The organism is Nocardia sp. NPDC058633, from assembly GCF_042717045.1.
GTDB lineage: Bacteria > Actinomycetota > Actinomycetes > Mycobacteriales > Mycobacteriaceae > Nocardia.
Genome location: NZ_JBHXRA010000009.1, coordinates 179,643 through 196,340 on the forward strand (window position 1 = coordinate 179,643; position 16,698 = coordinate 196,340).

Annotated in this window: 16 protein-coding genes; 5 read left to right on the forward strand and 11 right to left on the reverse strand. The window is 67.7% G+C overall.

Annotated elements, in window-relative coordinates; genetic code table 11:
* Positions 1-23 precede the first annotated feature (23 nt).
* Positions 24-683 carry a TetR/AcrR family transcriptional regulator gene (locus ACFWUR_RS14185; RefSeq protein ID WP_378906692.1) on the forward strand — a complete coding sequence of 220 codons (660 nt, stop codon included), beginning with the start codon at positions 24-26 and terminating at the stop codon, positions 681-683.
* Positions 684-717: 34 nt separating this feature from the next.
* On the opposite strand, the gene ACFWUR_RS14190 is transcribed toward ACFWUR_RS14185, so the two are convergent.
* The 3 genes from ACFWUR_RS14190 to ACFWUR_RS14200 are packed head-to-tail and all read right to left on the reverse strand — an operon-like array spanning position 718 to position 2,931.
* Positions 718-1,347 (reverse strand): TetR/AcrR family transcriptional regulator, encoded by a 630-nt coding sequence (locus tag ACFWUR_RS14190; RefSeq protein ID WP_378906694.1) that lies wholly within the window; start codon positions 1,345-1,347, stop codon positions 718-720.
* A gap of 25 nt (positions 1,348-1,372) precedes the next feature.
* The gene (locus tag ACFWUR_RS14195) at positions 1,373-2,461 is read right to left on the reverse strand and encodes an NAD(P)-dependent alcohol dehydrogenase (protein WP_378906696.1); all 1,089 of its coding nucleotides are present in this window, start codon (positions 2,459-2,461) and stop codon (positions 1,373-1,375) included.
* Positions 2,461-2,931: a DUF4334 domain-containing protein gene (locus ACFWUR_RS14200; RefSeq protein WP_378906698.1), complete on the reverse strand. Its 471-nt coding sequence runs from the start codon at positions 2,929-2,931 to the stop codon at positions 2,461-2,463. Before ACFWUR_RS14200 ends, ACFWUR_RS14195 begins: the two co-directional genes overlap by 1 nt.
* 93 nt (positions 2,932-3,024) lie before the next feature.
* On the opposite strand from ACFWUR_RS14200, the gene ACFWUR_RS14205 reads away from it, so the two are divergent.
* Together ACFWUR_RS14205 and ACFWUR_RS14210 are read left to right on the forward strand one after the other, a co-directional pair.
* Complete coding sequence (locus ACFWUR_RS14205; protein ID WP_378906700.1) at positions 3,025-3,585, forward strand: TetR family transcriptional regulator; 561 nt, start codon at positions 3,025-3,027, stop codon at positions 3,583-3,585.
* Between the two features lie 313 nt (positions 3,586-3,898).
* Positions 3,899-4,507 (forward strand): GDSL-type esterase/lipase family protein, encoded by a 609-nt coding sequence (locus ACFWUR_RS14210; RefSeq protein ID WP_378906702.1) that lies wholly within the window; start codon positions 3,899-3,901, stop codon positions 4,505-4,507.
* A 3-nt stretch (positions 4,508-4,510) separates the two neighbouring features.
* On the opposite strand, the gene car is transcribed toward ACFWUR_RS14210, so the two are convergent.
* Positions 4,511-7,969 carry a carboxylic acid reductase gene (car, locus tag ACFWUR_RS14215; protein ID WP_378906704.1) on the reverse strand — a complete coding sequence of 1,153 codons (3,459 nt, stop codon included), beginning with the start codon at positions 7,967-7,969 and terminating at the stop codon, positions 4,511-4,513.
* Complete coding sequence (locus tag ACFWUR_RS14220; protein ID WP_378906706.1) at positions 7,966-9,465, reverse strand: carboxylesterase/lipase family protein; 1,500 nt, start codon at positions 9,463-9,465, stop codon at positions 7,966-7,968. The genes car and ACFWUR_RS14220 overlap by 4 nt, the downstream gene beginning before the upstream one ends.
* Before the next feature lie 95 nt (positions 9,466-9,560).
* Here ACFWUR_RS14220 and ACFWUR_RS14225 point away from each other — a divergent pair, with 95 nt between their 5' ends.
* Complete coding sequence (locus tag ACFWUR_RS14225) at positions 9,561-10,304, forward strand: uracil-DNA glycosylase (RefSeq protein ID WP_378906708.1); 744 nt, start codon at positions 9,561-9,563, stop codon at positions 10,302-10,304.
* 56 nt (positions 10,305-10,360) lie between these two features.
* On the opposite strand, the gene ACFWUR_RS14230 is transcribed toward ACFWUR_RS14225, so the two are convergent.
* From ACFWUR_RS14230 to ACFWUR_RS14255, 6 genes are all read right to left on the reverse strand, one after another.
* Entirely contained in the window at positions 10,361-11,341 is a 981-nt protein-coding gene (locus tag ACFWUR_RS14230) for a glycine betaine ABC transporter substrate-binding protein (protein ID WP_378906710.1), read from the reverse strand.
* The gene (locus ACFWUR_RS14235) at positions 11,338-12,075 is read right to left on the reverse strand and encodes an ABC transporter permease (RefSeq protein WP_378906712.1); all 738 of its coding nucleotides are present in this window, start codon (positions 12,073-12,075) and stop codon (positions 11,338-11,340) included. The genes ACFWUR_RS14230 and ACFWUR_RS14235 overlap by 4 nt, the downstream gene beginning before the upstream one ends.
* Positions 12,072-13,352, reverse strand: a complete 1,281-nt coding sequence (locus ACFWUR_RS14240; RefSeq protein WP_378906714.1) for an ATP-binding cassette domain-containing protein — start codon at positions 13,350-13,352, stop codon at positions 12,072-12,074. The genes ACFWUR_RS14235 and ACFWUR_RS14240 overlap by 4 nt, the downstream gene beginning before the upstream one ends.
* Positions 13,352-13,993 carry an ABC transporter permease gene (locus ACFWUR_RS14245; protein ID WP_378906716.1) on the reverse strand — a complete coding sequence of 214 codons (642 nt, stop codon included), beginning with the start codon at positions 13,991-13,993 and terminating at the stop codon, positions 13,352-13,354. The genes ACFWUR_RS14240 and ACFWUR_RS14245 overlap by 1 nt, the downstream gene beginning before the upstream one ends.
* 133 nt (positions 13,994-14,126) lie before the next feature.
* The gene (locus ACFWUR_RS14250) at positions 14,127-15,053 is read right to left on the reverse strand and encodes a TauD/TfdA dioxygenase family protein (RefSeq protein ID WP_378906718.1); all 927 of its coding nucleotides are present in this window, start codon (positions 15,051-15,053) and stop codon (positions 14,127-14,129) included.
* A gap of 145 nt (positions 15,054-15,198) precedes the next feature.
* Complete coding sequence (locus ACFWUR_RS14255) at positions 15,199-15,744, reverse strand: hypothetical protein (protein WP_378906720.1); 546 nt, start codon at positions 15,742-15,744, stop codon at positions 15,199-15,201.
* 382 nt (positions 15,745-16,126) lie between these two features.
* Here ACFWUR_RS14255 and ACFWUR_RS14260 point away from each other — a divergent pair, with 382 nt between their 5' ends.
* Positions 16,127-16,687, forward strand: a complete 561-nt coding sequence (locus tag ACFWUR_RS14260; protein ID WP_378906722.1) for a TerD family protein — start codon at positions 16,127-16,129, stop codon at positions 16,685-16,687.
* Positions 16,688-16,698 lie beyond the last annotated feature (11 nt).

Sequence of the window (16,698 nt, forward strand, 5' to 3'; positions counted from 1 at the left end):
CGGCAGGACGTACGATTTCTTAGGTGACCGTGCAACCACCGCGCCGGACCCAGGCACAACGTCGGGCCTCCACCCGCGCCAGAATCCTGGCCTGCACCGCCGAATGCCTGCTCGAACGCGGCTACGCGGCGACCACCGTCAGCGCGGTCCAGGAACGCGCCGGGCTCGCCCGCGGCACCGTGCAACACCACTTCCCCACCAGAGCCGAGCTGCTCATCGCCGCCACCACCCAGGTGGTCGACACCCGACTCGAGAAGTTCCGGCGCGAGGCCGAACTCCTCCCACCCGGCCGCGACCGACTCCAATCCGTCGTCGACCTCGCCTGGCGCGACCTCAGCAGCCCCACCTTCTACATCGCACTCGACCTGTGGGTCGCCGCGCGCACCGACGCGGAACTGCGCGAACAACTCGTCACCGAGGAACGTCGCGTCTTCACCGAAATGCGCAGGCTCTACCTGGAGGTACTCGGCGAACCCTATGCCTCCGATCCGCGCGCCGAGGTCCTGGTCGAGTTCACCATCGACGTGCTCACCGGACTCTCGATGACCGCCATGCTCACCGGCACACTCGGCGAACGCGAGGCGCTACTGCGACGATGGAAGCGTGCCCTCGCCGTCCTCGTCGGACAACTGCCCAGCGAGGAACTCCTGGATGGCAGCCCACTGCCGGTGGCGTCGAACTGAACGACATCACCGCGCTCCCGGGAGCGGTTCGACCCTAACTGTCCGTGGTCCGCACTCCGGACAATCCGTTCCAGCACAACGCCACCACCGTGTCGACAGCGTCGCCCTTCGGGATCGGGCGACCCGCGTCGAGCCACTGCCGGGCCGCCAGGTGGCTGGCCCCGACAACGCCGAACGCACACCCGTAGGCGCGGACATCGTCCATCCCCGCCGCCCGCAGCTCGGCGCTGACCAACACCGCGCATTCGCCCATGGCATTGCTCACCCGCCACCGCACACACGGCTCGCTCGGCACCGGCGACTCGAAGACCAAGGTGTGCCCACCGGCGTCCTCGTCGACGAAATCGAAATAGGCCAACACCGCGCGGCGCACCTTGTCCTCTTGACCGTCGGCATCGGCCAGCGCGTCCCTGATCCCGTCGACCATCCGGTCCAGATAACCCTGCAGCACAGCGAGATACAGGTCGAGCTTGCTCGCGTAGTGCGTATACAGCACCGGCTTGCTCAGCCCGGCCCTGACGCCGATGTCCTCCATGCTCGCACCGTGGTAGCCGTGGGCGACGAAGACCGCGCGCGCGGCATTCAGCACCGCGAGCCGGCGTTGAGTGCGCGCGTCCGTCTCGCCGCCCTGGATCGCCGGGGCGTCGTTGTAGAGAAGTGTCATGCGACGTCCGGGGATTCGAGGATGTTCACCATGTGAGCACCGGCTTGACGACGGCGCCAGCGCGCTGCTCGGCCAGCGCGGTGCCGACCTCGGTGTGCGGGTATCGCGCGATCAGGCGCTCGACCGGAAAGCGACCGGTCGCATACAGGTCGAGCAGGTGGGGAATGAAGGTGGCAGGCACACTGTCGCCCTCCAGACAGCCGCGAATCGCCTTGCCGTGCAACACGAGATCGCCGATGTCCACCGGTGGCGTGCCACGGCCGAGACCGACCGCGACCACAGTGGCCCCGACGGCGAGTGCCGCGACGGCATCCGCGAGAACGGTCGTGACGCCGGTCGTGTCGAGCGCGTGGGTCGCGCCACCATCGGTGAGTTCGCGAACGCGCGCCGCGGTAGGGCCGTCAGCGGGATCCAGCGCGGCGTCGGCGCCCAGTACGACAGCGAGTTCCCTACGCGCAGCGGATGGCTCGACCACGACCACGCGGACATCGGCAACCGTGCGGGCAGCGAGCACAGCCGCCATTCCCACCGCCCCAGCGCCGTACACGGCGACCCACGCACCCGGCTCCGGACGCAGGGCGTTGAGCACAGCGCCCGCGCCGGTCTGGAACCCGCAGCCGAACGGCGCCGCCACGGCGAGGTCGATCGCGGGGTCGATCACTATCGTGTTGTCCTCGGTGGTCAGCGCGTAGCCGGCGAAACTGGACTGACCGAAGAATCCGTCCAGGACCGGAGACCCGTCGACGAGCACGCGGGGTTGGTCGTGTGCTCGCCGCCCGAACTGGTTGAGCGCGGTCGAGCGGTGACAGTAGGCAGGACGCCCCGCCGCACAGTTGCGGCAGGCACCGCAGTGCCGGAACGTCAGCACGACGTGATCGCCGGGCCGGACCGTGCGCACCTCGGACCCGACCGCCTCGACGACCCCAGCGCCTTCGTGTCCCAGCAGGATCGGACGGTCCGCCGCGCCCGCGCGGCGGCTCACCAGATCGGTGTGACAGATTCCGGCGGCGACGATCCGCACCAGGATCTCGCCGGCGCGCGGCCGGTCGACCTCGATCGGCTCCACCGAGAACTCCGTCCCCGGATCGCGCGACAACACCGCCGTAGTGCGCATCAGGAGACCCGTTCCAGCAAGAAGTAGAAGTATTCGCCGTGGGCGAGAACCAGTTCGGGACGGCCGTTCATGATGCCCATCAGGGTGGTGTCGTCGAGCCACTTGAAATGGTCGAACACCGCGCGGCCGTCGTAGACCATGGTCGCGGTGACCTCGCCGCGGAATTCGATGTTCCACAGGGTCGCTTCCCCCTGGCCCATGTCGACATTCGAGAACAGACTGCCGTCCTCGGCGCGACAGATCAGCGGCTTCGCGTCGTCGAGGGCGAGGAAGTTCTTGCCGTACCAGCGACTCGCCGGCAGCGCACGGCACAGCGGGTGACCGGTCTGGAAGGCATCACCACGCCATTCACCGAGAATGTCCTCGGCGCGGGCCGGGCGTAGCCGGGTCCACAGCTGGTCCAGTTCCGCGGTCGTGACACCCTCCGCCTGCTCCCGGAGTTGCTGCCACCGTGGTTTGTCCGCGCTCATCAAGCCCTCGTCTCACAGATTGCAGAACCGTCCGGTTCCTCATTGGACCTTAGTTCCGAACCAGATGGTTCGGCAAGGGGTACGATTCGGCACATGCGGGCGGCAGGACAGGCAACCAGGGAGCGAATACTCGCCGCGGCGAAAGCGGAGTTCGCCGAATTCGGCATCGCCGGCGCCCGGATCAACCGCATCGCGGCCGCCGCGCACGCCAGCAAAGACCGGCTCTACGCCTACTTCCCCGGCAAGAACGAGCTCTACGCGGCGGTCACCGAGCGCTGGACCAGCGAAACCAGCGTCGAAGCCGCGATGTCCGCCGACGACCTTCCCGCCTACGTCGGCCGCCTGTTCGACCACTTCATCGCCCACCCGGACAACGCACGCCTACAAGCCTGGGCCGAACTCGAACCGGCGGGCGACATGCCCGGAGTGCTACGGCGCACCATCGACCAGAAACTCGCCGAGCTCCGCCACGGCCAGCACGAAGGACTGATCACCGCCGAGATCCCGGCCCCGATCCTGCTGCGTATGCTGACCGATCTGGCTCGCACGTCAGCGACCCATGCGCGGGCCGGTTCCAGCGCGGGCCGTGACCGCCTGGCGCAGCATCGCGCGGCGACGGTATCGGCCGTCGCACGCATAGTGACCCCGCCGTAGCAATCGGCATCTCGCCCACGGTCCCCCACTACAGCAACGCCCACCCTTTCGAGGCCCCTGGCCTCTGTGCGTTTTGTTTAGGGCTTGTTTTCGGCGGTAGCTATCCGCCGTGAACGGCGAGACATAGTTAGATGCATATATCTCAGTATCTCGATTAATTACCTCACCTCGGAAGTCGGGCGACCGAGACCACCGGTGTGGGCAACGCCGACTGCACCATTCGAACTTCTACTGTCCCTTGGCTTCCCCGCTCCCCCAGCACCGGTTCGACCGAGCGGCACGCTCCCCTCCCCCGCCTCGTACTCTTGCCGGAATGAACGAAGATCTGCGTATCTGCTTCATCGGCGACTCCTTCGTCCAGGGCATCGGCGACCCGGAGTACCGCGGCTGGGTCGGCCGCGTGCTCATCGCGACCGGACCCGCCATCACCGCGTTCAACCTCGGCATCCGGCGCAACACCTCCGCCGACGTCGTGCGCCGCTGCTGGCGCGAGGTCGACCCGCGCATCCTGCCCGCCGCCGACAACCGCCTGGTGATCTCCTTCGGCAGCAACGACGCGGTCATCGAAGACGGCACTGTGCGGGTGGGCAGGACGCAGTGCCTGCGCAACCTCGACACCCTGCTGACCGAAAGCCGAGAGCGCGCGATCCATCCGCTGGTGATCGGCCCACCACCTGTCGTGGACGGCGGCGAGGAGCACCTCGAACGCACGGCCGATCTCGCCGACGGCATGGCGCAACTGTGCGCCACACACGATGTGCCGTTCGTCGCCACCACAAGGGAATTGGCCGCGGACCCTACCTGGATCCGCGAAGCCGGAGAGGGCGACGGCGCCCACCCCGGCAACGGTGGTTACCAACGTCTGGCCGACCTGATCCTGGGTGGTCCCTGGCACTCGTGGATCGCCCGGCCCACTCCGTGAGGACTACTCCAGCAGGCCGAGATGGGTCAGGTCGCGAACGTACTTGGCGATGAGATCTGCCGGCAGGTGCGGGATGTCGTGGTCGGGGCCGATCCCGGCGGCACGGACGGCGGCGTGGAATCCGTCCGCGGGCAGGGCCGAGCCGGCCAACGGACGCCCGGGCCTGCGATAGGCGTCGAGCAGCGGCAACAGGGTGTGTTTGCGCTGCGGTTCGGGGAGGGCGCGCAGGGCGGTTTCGAAGCGAGCGAACCAATCGTCGTAGGAGTCGATGCGAACGATGTGGTGACCCGTTTCGATCAGCCAGTCGATGAAGACGTCGAGGGAGATGCCGTCGTCGTGCGGGTTGAGCACGTCGTAGGTGCGGTAACCGCTTGTCGCGGTCGCACCGAGTTCGGTGATCGCCGTGGCGACGAAGTCGGCCGGTAGTCCGTCGTAGTGCGCGCGCTGCGGTAGGCCCTGGGAATCGGTGCGGTAGAACGATTTCGGCGCCAGGCCGGTGGCGAGCACGCTCAACAGCAGCCGGGTGAAGACGTCGGGCACATTGAGCTGGCCGCGGAAACGGCTGTGCGCCAAGATCATGTCCGAACGGAACACCGTGACGGGCAGCCCGAACCGCTCGGCTGCCTCGCGCAACAGAACCTCGCCCGCCCATTTGCTGTTGCCGTAGCCGTTGGCGTACGAGCCATCCAGCCGGCGGATCGGACTCATCGTTCGCACGTCACCGTCTTCGGCGAAGGACTCCCCTTGCGCCGCGACCGCCACCGTGGACAGGTAGCTGACCGGCTTGCGAGTCGTTGTCAGCGCCAGCCGGATGATCTCGGCCGTGCCGACCACATTCGGACCGAACAGCTGGGCATACGGGAGCATATGGTTCACCAGCGCCGCGGAGTGCACGATCAGATCGACCTCGGCGGCCAAGCGGTCCCATGTGGGCTGGGGTAGCCCGAGATTCGGTTCACCGATGTCGCCGGGCAATACCTCCAGGGTGTCCTTCGCGAGGATCTGGAAGCGGTCGGCGAGTTCGCTGTCGCCGGTGTCGAACGCCGCGTCGAGGCGCTCGCGGGCGGCGACCGCATCACCGCCACGCACCACACAGATCACCGTGCCGCCCTGCGGGGCGAGCCGTTCCAGCCAGGTCAGCAGAAGAAAGCGACCGAGATAGCCGTTCGCACCGGTGATCAACACCGTCCTCGCCGGCGCAACGGCGGGTACGCGCGCCGCAGCTGTGACATCCATGAACTTCTCGAGCGTCAGATCCGCGGCGCGAATCTCGGTGGCGCCCACACCGTGCACCGCGTCGGAATCGACCCGGTGTGTGTCGGGTTCGCGCTCCCGTCGCACGTAATCGGCGATGTGCGCCAAGTCGCTGTCCGGGCCGAGCAGCACATTCACCGGCACATCCACACCCAACAGTTCCCGCAGCAAGGTCGAATACGACAGTGCCGCCAGCGAGTCACCGCCGAGGTCACCGAACCGGGCATCGGGGCGCAGGTCCGTGCTGTCACCGCCGAGCACCGCGCGGGCGGCACGAGCGACGGTGTCGTACACCGGCATTGTGGGCGCGTCGCGGCGCAACCGCTGCAGTTCGTCTTCCTGTCCCCGCGCGAGTTCGACGTACAGCGTCTCGAGACGCTGCCCGTAGCGCTGTTTCAGCTTGGGCCGCAACAGTTTCCCTACCCCGGACAACATCGCGTTCACGGTCGAGAACGGTTCGGTCTCGATGATGAAGTCACGCGGAATCTCGTACGGCTCCAGCTCCGCCGAGACGGCCGCGCGGTGCAGCGACGCACTCACCGCGGCGCGCACTTCGTCGGCGGGCGCGGCGAGCGCGGCTTCGGTCGGTACCACGACCGCCAGCAGATAGGACCGTTCACTGCTGCCGTACACATAGATCTGGCGCACCAGATCGGCGCCCGCGTACACCGCTTCCAGTCGCGACACCGCTACGAACTCGCCCTGGGAGAGCTTGAGGACATTGTTGCGGCGGTCGACGTAGGCCAACCGGTCGGGAGCCAACTCCGCGACCACATCCCCGGTGCGGCAGAAACCGTCGGCGTCGAATACCTCGGCGGTCACCTCCGGACGGCGGTAGTACCCCGCGATCATGGTGGTGGTCTTGAGCAGCAACTCACCGCGCGGATACGGCTTGTCGGTCCCGAAGTAGCCGAGTTCGGGCACGTCGACGAGCTTGTAGTCCAGTACCGGCGGGCGCATCACCTTCGTATCGAAGATCACTCCGCCGCCGGTCTCGGTGGAGCCGTAGCCGTCGTGTAGGCGCAGCAGCAGCACCGATTCGACGAAGCTGCGCAACTCGGGGGCGATCGGCGCGCTGCCACACAAGGCCGTCATCAGCCTGCCACCCAGGAACTGCTCGCGCAGTTCCGTTTTCACCGCGTCGACGGCCGCGTCGCCACGCTCGCCCACCGCTCGGCGGAAGCGCTGCAGGATCATGTCGCACACTCGGGGCACCAGGAAGATCTCGGTGGGCCGCACGAGCGTGATGTCGGTGAACAAGGTGGACAGGTCCGGCGCCGCGGCGAAGTACGCGGTGCCGCCACGAGCGAGCACGCTGTTGAGAGTGAGCCGGGCAGCGATATGGCTCATCGGCAGGAAGTTGACATTGATCGCCGCCAACGGCCGCGCGGGCTGCCAGCCGACCGCGACCAGGCGCTGGGTGTACATCGCACCCTTGGGTGTGCCGGTACTGCCCGAGGTGTAGATCAGCAGGGCCAGGGGGTCTTCGCCATCGGCGGGCACGTTCAGCGGCGCCTCGTCGGCGCGGCGGCCCTGTGCGATGGTGTCGTCGAGGGTGCGGGGCACAACGGCCGATCCCCCGGCCCGCAGACGTGTTCGAGCCGCGTCGAGCGCATCCCGGTGATCGTCGTCGTCGGGGTGATGGTCGAACACGATCAGTGAGCGTGCAGTGGTGCCGGCCAGTATCGCGTCGACGGCGATGTCGAGGTGCGCGGTATCGACCGCGAACACGGTCGGCCCGGTCTCGTCGAGGATCGAACGCAGCTGTTCCAGACCCGCGCCCGCTTGCAGCGGCACCGCGACCCCACCGCAGTGGATCGTGGCGAGGTCGAGCACGGTGTAGTCGGCACTGGTGAAGCCGAGCACGGCGACGAAATCCCCCGCGACGACGCCGTCGCGGTGCCAGGCAGCCGCGAGCGCGCGCGTGCGTTCCCATAGCTGCCCGTAGGTGAGCAGCTCGAATTCCGGCAACAGCTTTCGGGTCGCCCGTCCCCTGGTCTGGACTAGTTCGGTTCGGCGCGTGCCGAGCGCGGGCCGGTCGGCGTAGGCCGTCATGACGGTCTCGACGATGCGTGCCGTCGCGAGCCCGGGGGTCGTCACGATGGCGTGAACGTCCTCGTCGGGCCGCGCCGCACGAATCTGCTCGTCCGCGGCGTAGAGCGCCTTGATGCGCTCGGCCAACTGCCCGGCAGCGAGCTCTACGGTCATGCTTCACACTTCCGAATGCCTTGCCACGCTTGTCGTTGCGCGGAGTCCGGGTCGACCAGCACGCGCGGTGGATGGTCGATGATGCAGGTGGTCCGGCGTTCGGCGGTGTAGGGCGTCCAGGGCGAGAGCGGTCGGCCGGTGCGGGCGAAGCTCAGCCAGTTGTCCTGGATGTGGTCCTGGACGGCGAGGAACGCCCGCCTGCCACCAGCCGCGGTCATCGCACGGCCGATCGGTCCGTCGACCCAGCCGAAGACTGGAACGAGGTCGAGCGCGTGGGTGGCGCCGAGGCCCGCCAGGTGCAGTGCGCGCGGGGCATAGTCGTACCGGTACGCGTACGTCGGGGCGAATCGGCTGTGGCCTTCGAGAACGGCCAGCGTCGGTCGCAGGAACAGATGGTCGCCGCCGATCCGCACTGCGGTCCGCGCCGCCGGATAGCCGGGGTAGCTGCTGGTCACCCGCTGCTCGGTGCCGGGCTCGTAGCGTTCGAAGATCGATTTGAGCTGCTCGGGCGTGTGCGGAACCGACTTCGCGAAGCGCTGGAACAGCGTCGCCTCGTCGCGGTTGGTGCCGATGATCAGCGGCACCGGGTGCGCGTGGCCCGCCGCGATCGCGTCCAAGGGCTTCTCCGGCAGGAAGTCGCCGTCGGCGACCGGGGCGTAGGGGAAGCTGCCGGGCTCTTCGCGCAGAGCGCGGCCGAGCGCACGGTCGCCCGCGCGACACAGTTGCTTCGCTGACACCGCGCTCAGGACGGTCGCGGCGTCGGTCTCGGTCGCGGCGAGCCGCTCCAGGCAGCGACGGGCGAAGCGGCGCGCTTCGTCCGGTGTCGAGGTCCAATCGGCGGGAGCGCTCTGCGCGATCGCCCGATGGAACAGGCCGCGCGCGGCAGGTGTCGCCATCAGGCTGACCACCGCGTGCGCACCGGCCGATTCGCCGAAGATGGTGATATTGTCCGGGTCACCGCCGAACGCGGCGATATTGCGACGCACCCACTCGAGTGCGGCGACCTGGTCGCGGAGTCCGAGGTTCGACTCGAAAGGTCTTTCCGGCGTGGAGAATTCGCTGAAGTCGACGTACCCGAGGGCGCCGAGGCGGTAGTTCACCGACACCACGATCACGTCGCCCCGCGCGGCCAGCCGCGCGCCGGAGTACATGCTCGACGTGCCGATCAGGTATCCGCCGCCGTGGAAGAACACCATGACCGGGCGCGGGGTCGGCGACGGTGTCGCCGGAGCGGTCACATTGAGCGTCAGGCAGTCTTCCCCAGTGGGTTGCCAGGTGCGCGGCCCGATTCGGGCACCGTTGGGATTCTGCACCGCGGCGAAACCGAACTCGGTCGCCGACCGCACCCCCGTCCACGGTCGAACCGGCTGGGGAGCACGCAACCGCAACGCTCCGATGGGTGGGGCCGCGTAGGGCAGGGCACGCCAGCGGGCGATTCGGCGACCCGCACGACCGCGCACGACTCCGTCGGCGCTCACGATCTCGGTGGACAACATCCCCCGAATGTACGTGGTACCGACGGTACCGCGCAGGTAGTTCGGCTGGCGAACTGTTTCGAAGTCGCATCGGCGCCCCGGGCTAGACTGGGCCGATGACCGGCGAGGACCCGGAAACAGCCCCGCATGCGGCGCCGGACACCCCCGATATCGACGCACTCGATCGCTTGATCTGCACCTGTCGTGCCTGCCCCCGTCTCGTCGCCTGGCGCGAAGAAGTCGCCGTGGTCAAGCGTGCGGCATTCCGCCACGAACAGTATTGGGGACGGCCCGTGCCCGGCTTCGGGCCCACCGACGCGGAGATTCTCGTGGTCGGCCTCGCCCCCGCCGCCCACGGCGGAAACCGGACCGGACGAATGTTCACCGGCGACCCGAGCGGCAACGTCCTGTTCGGCGCGCTCCACGCGGTCGGATCGGCCACCGGCGCGCACCCGGTCAGCCGCGACGACGGCATCGAACTGCTGAACATCCGGCTCACCGCGCCCGTGCACTGCGCCCCGCCGGAGAACAAGCCGACACCCGACGAACGGCGCCGCTGCGCGCCGTTCCTCAGCCGAGAGCTGGAACTGCTCCGCCCGACACTGCGCGTGATCGTCGTCCTCGGCGCCTTCGGATGGCAGGCCCTGTTCACGGTCCTGACGGCGGGCGGCTGGAATGTGCCACGACCGCGGCCTCGTTTCACCCACGGCGCCCAAGCCGGTCTCACCCATCCCGACGGCCGATCGGTGACCGTCCTCGGCAGCTATCACGTGAGCCAGCGCAATACCGCCACCGGCCGAGTAACTCCCGCGATGATCGAAGACATCCTGGTGCGCGCGAAGACGATCGCCGAGTCCTGACCGGGATTCGCTGCTCGCTCACCTACGCCCGCGTCCACTCACGAAGGCGTGCGGCATCATTCGATCAAGTTCGCGCTTTTCAGCCAGTCGTAGGCGACGTCGGCGGGGTCTTCGCCGTCGATGTCGACGCGGCCGTTGAGCTCTCGCATCAGATCGTCGGTCAGGCGTGCGGAGATCGTGTCGAGGAGTCCGCGCAGTTCGGGGTGCGCCTCGAGGACCGCGCCGCGGACGACCGCGGTGCCGCTGTAGGGGAGGAAGAATTTCTTGTCGTCTTCCAGGACGAGCAGATTCAGGTTCTTGACGCGACCGTCGGTGGTGTAGACCATGCCGAAATGGCAGGGGGCGCCTTCGGCGGTGGCGGTGTAGACGACGCCGGCGTCCATGCGGGTGACGTTGCCCGCGGGAACACCGTTGGGATCGTTGTAAGGAATTCCGTACTTCTGCAGCATCGGAATGAAACCGTCCGAGCGGCTGAAGAATTCGTCGTCGACACAGAAGGTTCGCTCGGCGACCGGCAGTGCGGCCACATCCGAGAGAGACTCGACGCCCAGTCGCTGCGCGGTCGGCGTCGACGCACCGAAGGCGTAGGTGTCGTTGAAGTTGGACGGGGCCAGCCATTCCAGGTCGTGATCACGCTTCTCGACATCGTGGACGCGCTGCCAGAGTTCCTGCGGGTCCACGATCGTCTCGGTCTCGTTGTGGTAGTTGACCCAGCCGGTGCCGGTGTACTCCCACAGCACGTCGGCGTCGCCGTTGAGCTGAGCCTGCCGTGACGAGGCCGAACCCGGAGCGCCGGTCAGATCGGTGACCGCGGCGCCCGCGGCGGCCAGGTAGGTCGCGGTGATCTTGCCGAGCAGCACGCCCTCGGTGAAGCTCTTCGAGGTGACCACCACCTTCGCGCCGTCGAGTGGACGTTCGCCGCCGGGCAGACTCGCGTCGTGGAAGGTACCCGACGAACTCACCAGCCCACACCCCACGACCAGGGAGATCGTGGCGATCAGCGCGCAGACCACCGGGACCAGTCGTGCTCGTCTCATGAGACACCTCGTGGGGTAGCGGCCAGTTCGACGAGTCGCCCGAGCCAGTCGATGGTCAACGCCAACAGCCCCACGAGCACGGCGCCGGAGATGAGCAGCTTGGGCAGGAACAGGGTGACCCCCGTCGTGATCAGGGTGCCAAGGCTGGTCGCGCCGATGAACGTACTCAACGTCGCGGTGCCGACCAGGATGACCAGGGCGGTGCGCACTCCGTTGAGGATCACCGGCACCGCGAGCGGCAATTCGACCTGCACCAGGGTCCGTGCGGCCGAGAAGCCGATCCCGCGGGCGGCTTCGATGGTGCGATGGTCCACCTGCCGCAGCCCGACGATCGTGTTCTGCAGGATCGGCAGGATCGCGTAGACGACGAGACCGACCACCGCCGTACGGAATCCGGTGCCCAGCCAGAAGGTGAACAGCACGAGCAAACCGACGGCGGGCGCGGCCTGACCGACATTGGCGAGGTTGACCGCGATCGGTTCGAGCCGTTGCAACGCGGGCCTGGTCAACGCGATGCCGAGCGGGATCGCCACGAGCACCACGATCAGCGTGGCGACCACCGTGAGCCGGATGTGCTCGAGGATCGTGGTCTGCAGATTGGCCCAGCCGAGCGAGGCCTGTTCGGTCGCGGTGAACGTCGACGACCGATACCAGAGCAGGTAGCCGATCCCGATCACCGCGATGATCAGCGGTTCGAACCACACGTCGATCGGCACCCGGCGCAGCCGAGTCATGCCGGTCCGGCCGATCCGGGTTCGTCGTCGGCGGCGACGACCGGAGTGGGCGTGGGATCGGAACCGTCGACGTAGGTTTCGTAGGACGGGTCCTCGACGGCGGCGTGCCCCTCGGCGAGCTTGGTTTGAATCACATCGGTCACCGAGCCGATGTTCAGCGAGCCCACCACGGCGCCCCGACCGTCGGTGACCAGGGTGGCGCCCTGGCTCGCCGCGAGCATGGCATCGAGCGCGTCGTTGAGCGTCGAGGACTTGGCCACCACGGGCAGGCGACGGTCCAGATAGTCCGAAACCTCCGGCTTGCTCGCCACCTCGGTCAGCGAGGGCCACGACCGCGGCCGACCCGCCTCGTCGACGACCACCACCCAGGTGTGTCCCGCGGCCTTCGCCCGCCCGATCACGACCTGCGCGGATTCCCCGATCCGGGCGGTGGTGACCGGGTCGACCGCCACATCGCGCACCCGTGACACCGTGAGATAGGCCAGTTTCGCGCCGGATCCGACGAATTCCTCCACGAACGGGGTCGCCGGGTCGGTGAGGATCTCCTCCGGTGTGGCGTACTGCTCCACGTGCCCGCCCTCGGACAGGATGAGTACCTTGTCGCCGAGTTTGGTGGCTTCCTCGAAGTCGTGGGTGACGATCACGATGGTCTTGCCGAGTTCGTGCTGGATCGCGATCAGACTGTCCTGCAGGCGGACCCGGGTGATCGGGTCGACGGCCCCGAACGGTTCGTCCATCAGCAGCACCGGCGGGTCGGCCGCGAGCGCACGGGCGACGCCGACGCGCTGCTGCTGGCCACCGGACATGTCCTTGGGCAGCCGATCGGCGAACGTGGCCGGGTCGAGACCGACCAGGTCGAGGAGGTATTCGGTGCGCTCGGCGATCCGCTTCTTGTCCCAGCCGAGCACCCGCGGGATCGCGCCGACGTTCTTGGCGACCGACCAGTGCGGGAACAGGCCGCCGGATTGGATGACATACCCGATCGACTGGCGCAGTTTGTCGGGATCCTCCCGCGTCACGTCGCGGCCGCCGATGAAGATCCGTCCCTCGGTCGGTTCGATCAGCCGGTTGATCATCTTGAGCGTGGTGGTCTTCCCGCATCCCGAGGGCCCGACGAACGCGACGATATCGCCGGCGTCGATCTCGAGGTCGAGCCGCTCGACCGCGGGCGTGTCCTGGCCCCTGTAGCGCTTGACGACCCCGTCCAAGGTGATGGAATCGCCGGTCACATGGCGCTGCGGCGTCGTCGGCGCGGGCTGGCTGGTCACATCGGTCATCACAGTCCCTTGGCAATCGTGAGGCGTCCGAGCAGGACGAGGAGCGCGTCGAAGACCAACGCGATGGCGACGATGAGAATCGTTCCGGTGAGCGCCATTTCGAGGGCATTCGCACCACCGAGACGCGACAGGCCGTTGAAGATCAGCGAGCCGAGGCCGGGTCCGAGAACGTAGGCCACGATCGCGGCGACACCGACGATCATCTGCGTCGAGACCCTGATGCCGGTGAGAATCACCGGCCAGGCGATCGGCAGTTCCACGGTGAGCAGGATCCGCCACCGGGAGAGTCCGATGCCACGCGCGGATTCGACGACCGCCGCAGGCACCGATCGCAGGCCCACGATCGAGTTGCCGATCACCGGAAGTGCCGCGAAGAACGCCAGCATGATGAACGAGGGCACCACCCCGAGGCCGAACGGGACGAGCAGCAACGCCAGCAGCGCCAGCGACGGGATGGTCAGCGCCACCCGGCTCGATGTCAGGGTCAGCGCCGAGGCCAGCGGTAAGCGGTACACCGCCACCGCGATGACAATCGCGACGACGGTCCCGACCAGCACCGTCTGAAACGCCAGCGACGCGTGTTGGTAGGTGAGGAAGGCCAGCACCTCGCCTCGGCCCTGGACATAGCTCCACAAATTCACGGCATTCCCGTCGTCGGACTGAGCCAGTGGGTAGCTGTTCGCGTGTGATCCACGGTCGAATGTGCCGTCGCAGAATAGTCGATACCGAGTGTTCGTCCGGGGACGCGCGCGAGCTGGTGGCGGTCGATGCCGGTCACGCCACCCGCGCGAGCGGGGCGGCGTATCGCTCGGCGTCGCCGGCGATCACGGTGCTCGCACGGCCGTCGACTCCGACGGGAACCGGTCCGCCCAGCGTGATGCGGGTGAGTCTGCGGTGCTCGCTGCTGTCGTAGTCGTCGATGGCGTAGTGCTGGGTGGCCCGGTTGTCCCAGATCGCGACGTCGCCCAGCGACCAGTTCCAGCGCGTGGTGTGCTCCAGGCGGGTGATCCGGTCCTGGAACAGCCGCAGCAGCGCCCGTGACTCGCTGCTCGACACCCCGACGATCTCCTTGACGAAGCACCCGAGCAGCAGTGCTCGCTCGCCGGTCTCGGGGTGTACTTCCACCACGGGATGCTCGGTCTCGAAATAGGTGGACTCGAACTCGCTGCGGTAGGCGTTCTCTGACTCGACGCGACGATCCTCGATCTCGGCGGCATAGTCGTAGCGGTTCGTATGGCGCGCGCGCAGGCTCTCGGCGAGTCGCTGCAGCGGCTCGGGCAGCGCGTTGTAGGCGGCGACGGTGGAGGCCCAGGTGGTCGAACCGCCGTAGCCGGGCAGCGCGACCGCACGCAGGATCGAGGCCTTCGGGACCCGATCGACGAAGGTGACATCGGTGTGCCAGACATTGGAGCGAGTCCGGCGCGAGTCGATGGCCAAGCTCTTGGCACCCGCCGAGGTGACGGTCGGGTGCGGGCTGGTCGGCTCGCCGAGCAGTTGCGCGAAGGCGTACTGCCCGTCCTCGCTGAGGTGGTGCTGGCCCTGGAAGAAGATCACCTTGTGCTCGTCGAGCGCGGCGCGGAGGGTGGCCACCGACAGCGCGTCCAGGCCACCACCGAGCCGGACCCCGTCGATGCGCGCGCCGATATGCGCACCGAGCTTGACCACCCGCACATGGGGGACAGTTACGTCATCGACGGACATAAGGAAGCCTTTCGCTCGAACCCGGACGATCTGGTCACACCAAACCACCGAGAACAGGCGGGCGACCAGTATTGCGTTCAGGCTGAGCGGAATCCAGGCGTCGACCGTCGGACACCGCCGTGCGGCGGTTCCCGCACGACGGCGGTTACGGTATGCGCAATTTCGCCACGTGATGTCGCGGAGTCGTCCAATCGCTGAACTGCTGTTCGGCGGCTTCGGCCGACGGCGCGCTGATCACCCGGGCGACCGCTTCCCAGGAGGCGCCCGACGCGCGCACGAACCGGACAGCCTCGACGAGCCGCTGCTGCGCCGACGTGGTGTCCTCGAACGCCAGCCGCACCGGGATCAGCACCTGCATCTCGCGCTGGTGGTAGTCCCATTCCGCGAGCACCAGGCGTGCCAGGCCCGGGTCGAGTCGGCCGGTCGGGCAATACAGCACGCGCGCTGCCGGGGCGTGGTCGGCGGCTCGTTCGGCGCGTAGCCAGGTTCGCCCGTGCCAGCTCTCGCAGGAGCACAGGGCGCGCCACCCGATCACCTCCTCCTGCCGGCGCGGGTGCCGATCTTCCGACGACAGCGGGTGGGCGTCGATCGCGACCGTCGCGCGGGGGTCGGGGTCTTCGCTGCGTCCGTACAATCCGTCGGCGAAGATATCGGCAACCCATCCGCGATGGCTTTCGAGCAAGCTGTTCATCTGACTCCGATGTCGAATCCGAAAAGCTCGATCCCGAACCGTCGGTCGTGAGGCGATCGCCGTAGGTTCGGTGTGTGGGACGAATACTCCCAGATACTCACCTTCGACCCCATCACCGCCATCGGCAACACTTCGCCGCATTGTTGTTGCTAGTCACATAATGCCTGTTGGTGACCTGTGTCCCGAGAGTCGCCGATCGAGATCTGGCACCGGCCACGTTCGTCGAAGCGGGCGCTGCACGCCGTCGAGATGGGCCGTGCGACAACCGGAATCCGGCCGGAGACTTGTGGTGGGCGTGGTCTTTACGGGATGTTTATGGGTCGGCAAGTCGGGAAGTCTGGTCGACAACCCGGCTCGAGCCCGATCGAGTGGGGTTCTACCGGTGACGGGCACCTACCCGTTCAGCCAGGAGTACCGCATGCCGCACGCACTCACCCACCTCAGCATGGGTCTCGGATGGGACCCCGCCCGCGCCGACGGAACGTACGCGCGCCGAGACGAGATCGACCTCAACGCCGCGGCGCTGTCGTTCGCCGGCGAAGATTTCGTCGACGGCGCCTTCCACGAGCAGTTGACCTCGCGCGACGGAGCGCTGCGCCACCTCGGCGACAGTGTCACCGGCGACGGTGACGGCGACAACGAGGTCATCGTCGCCGACCTCACCCGGCTCGATCCCGCCGTCACCACGATCGTGTTCCTGGTGACCTGCTACACGGGCCAACGGTTCGACCAGATCCGGAACGGCTTCTGTCGCGTCGTCGACAATGTCACCGGCATCGAACTGCTTCGCATCGACCTCGACACCGTCGGCGCCCACACCGGCATCGTCGTCGGCAAACTGCACCGCCCCCACCAGGAGTGGGTGTTCACCATGCTCGGTCGACCGATTGTCGCCCAGCACCTGGTCGACGCCGTGCCCCAAGTTGTCGGCTACCTCCGCTGAAGCCCGCGGCC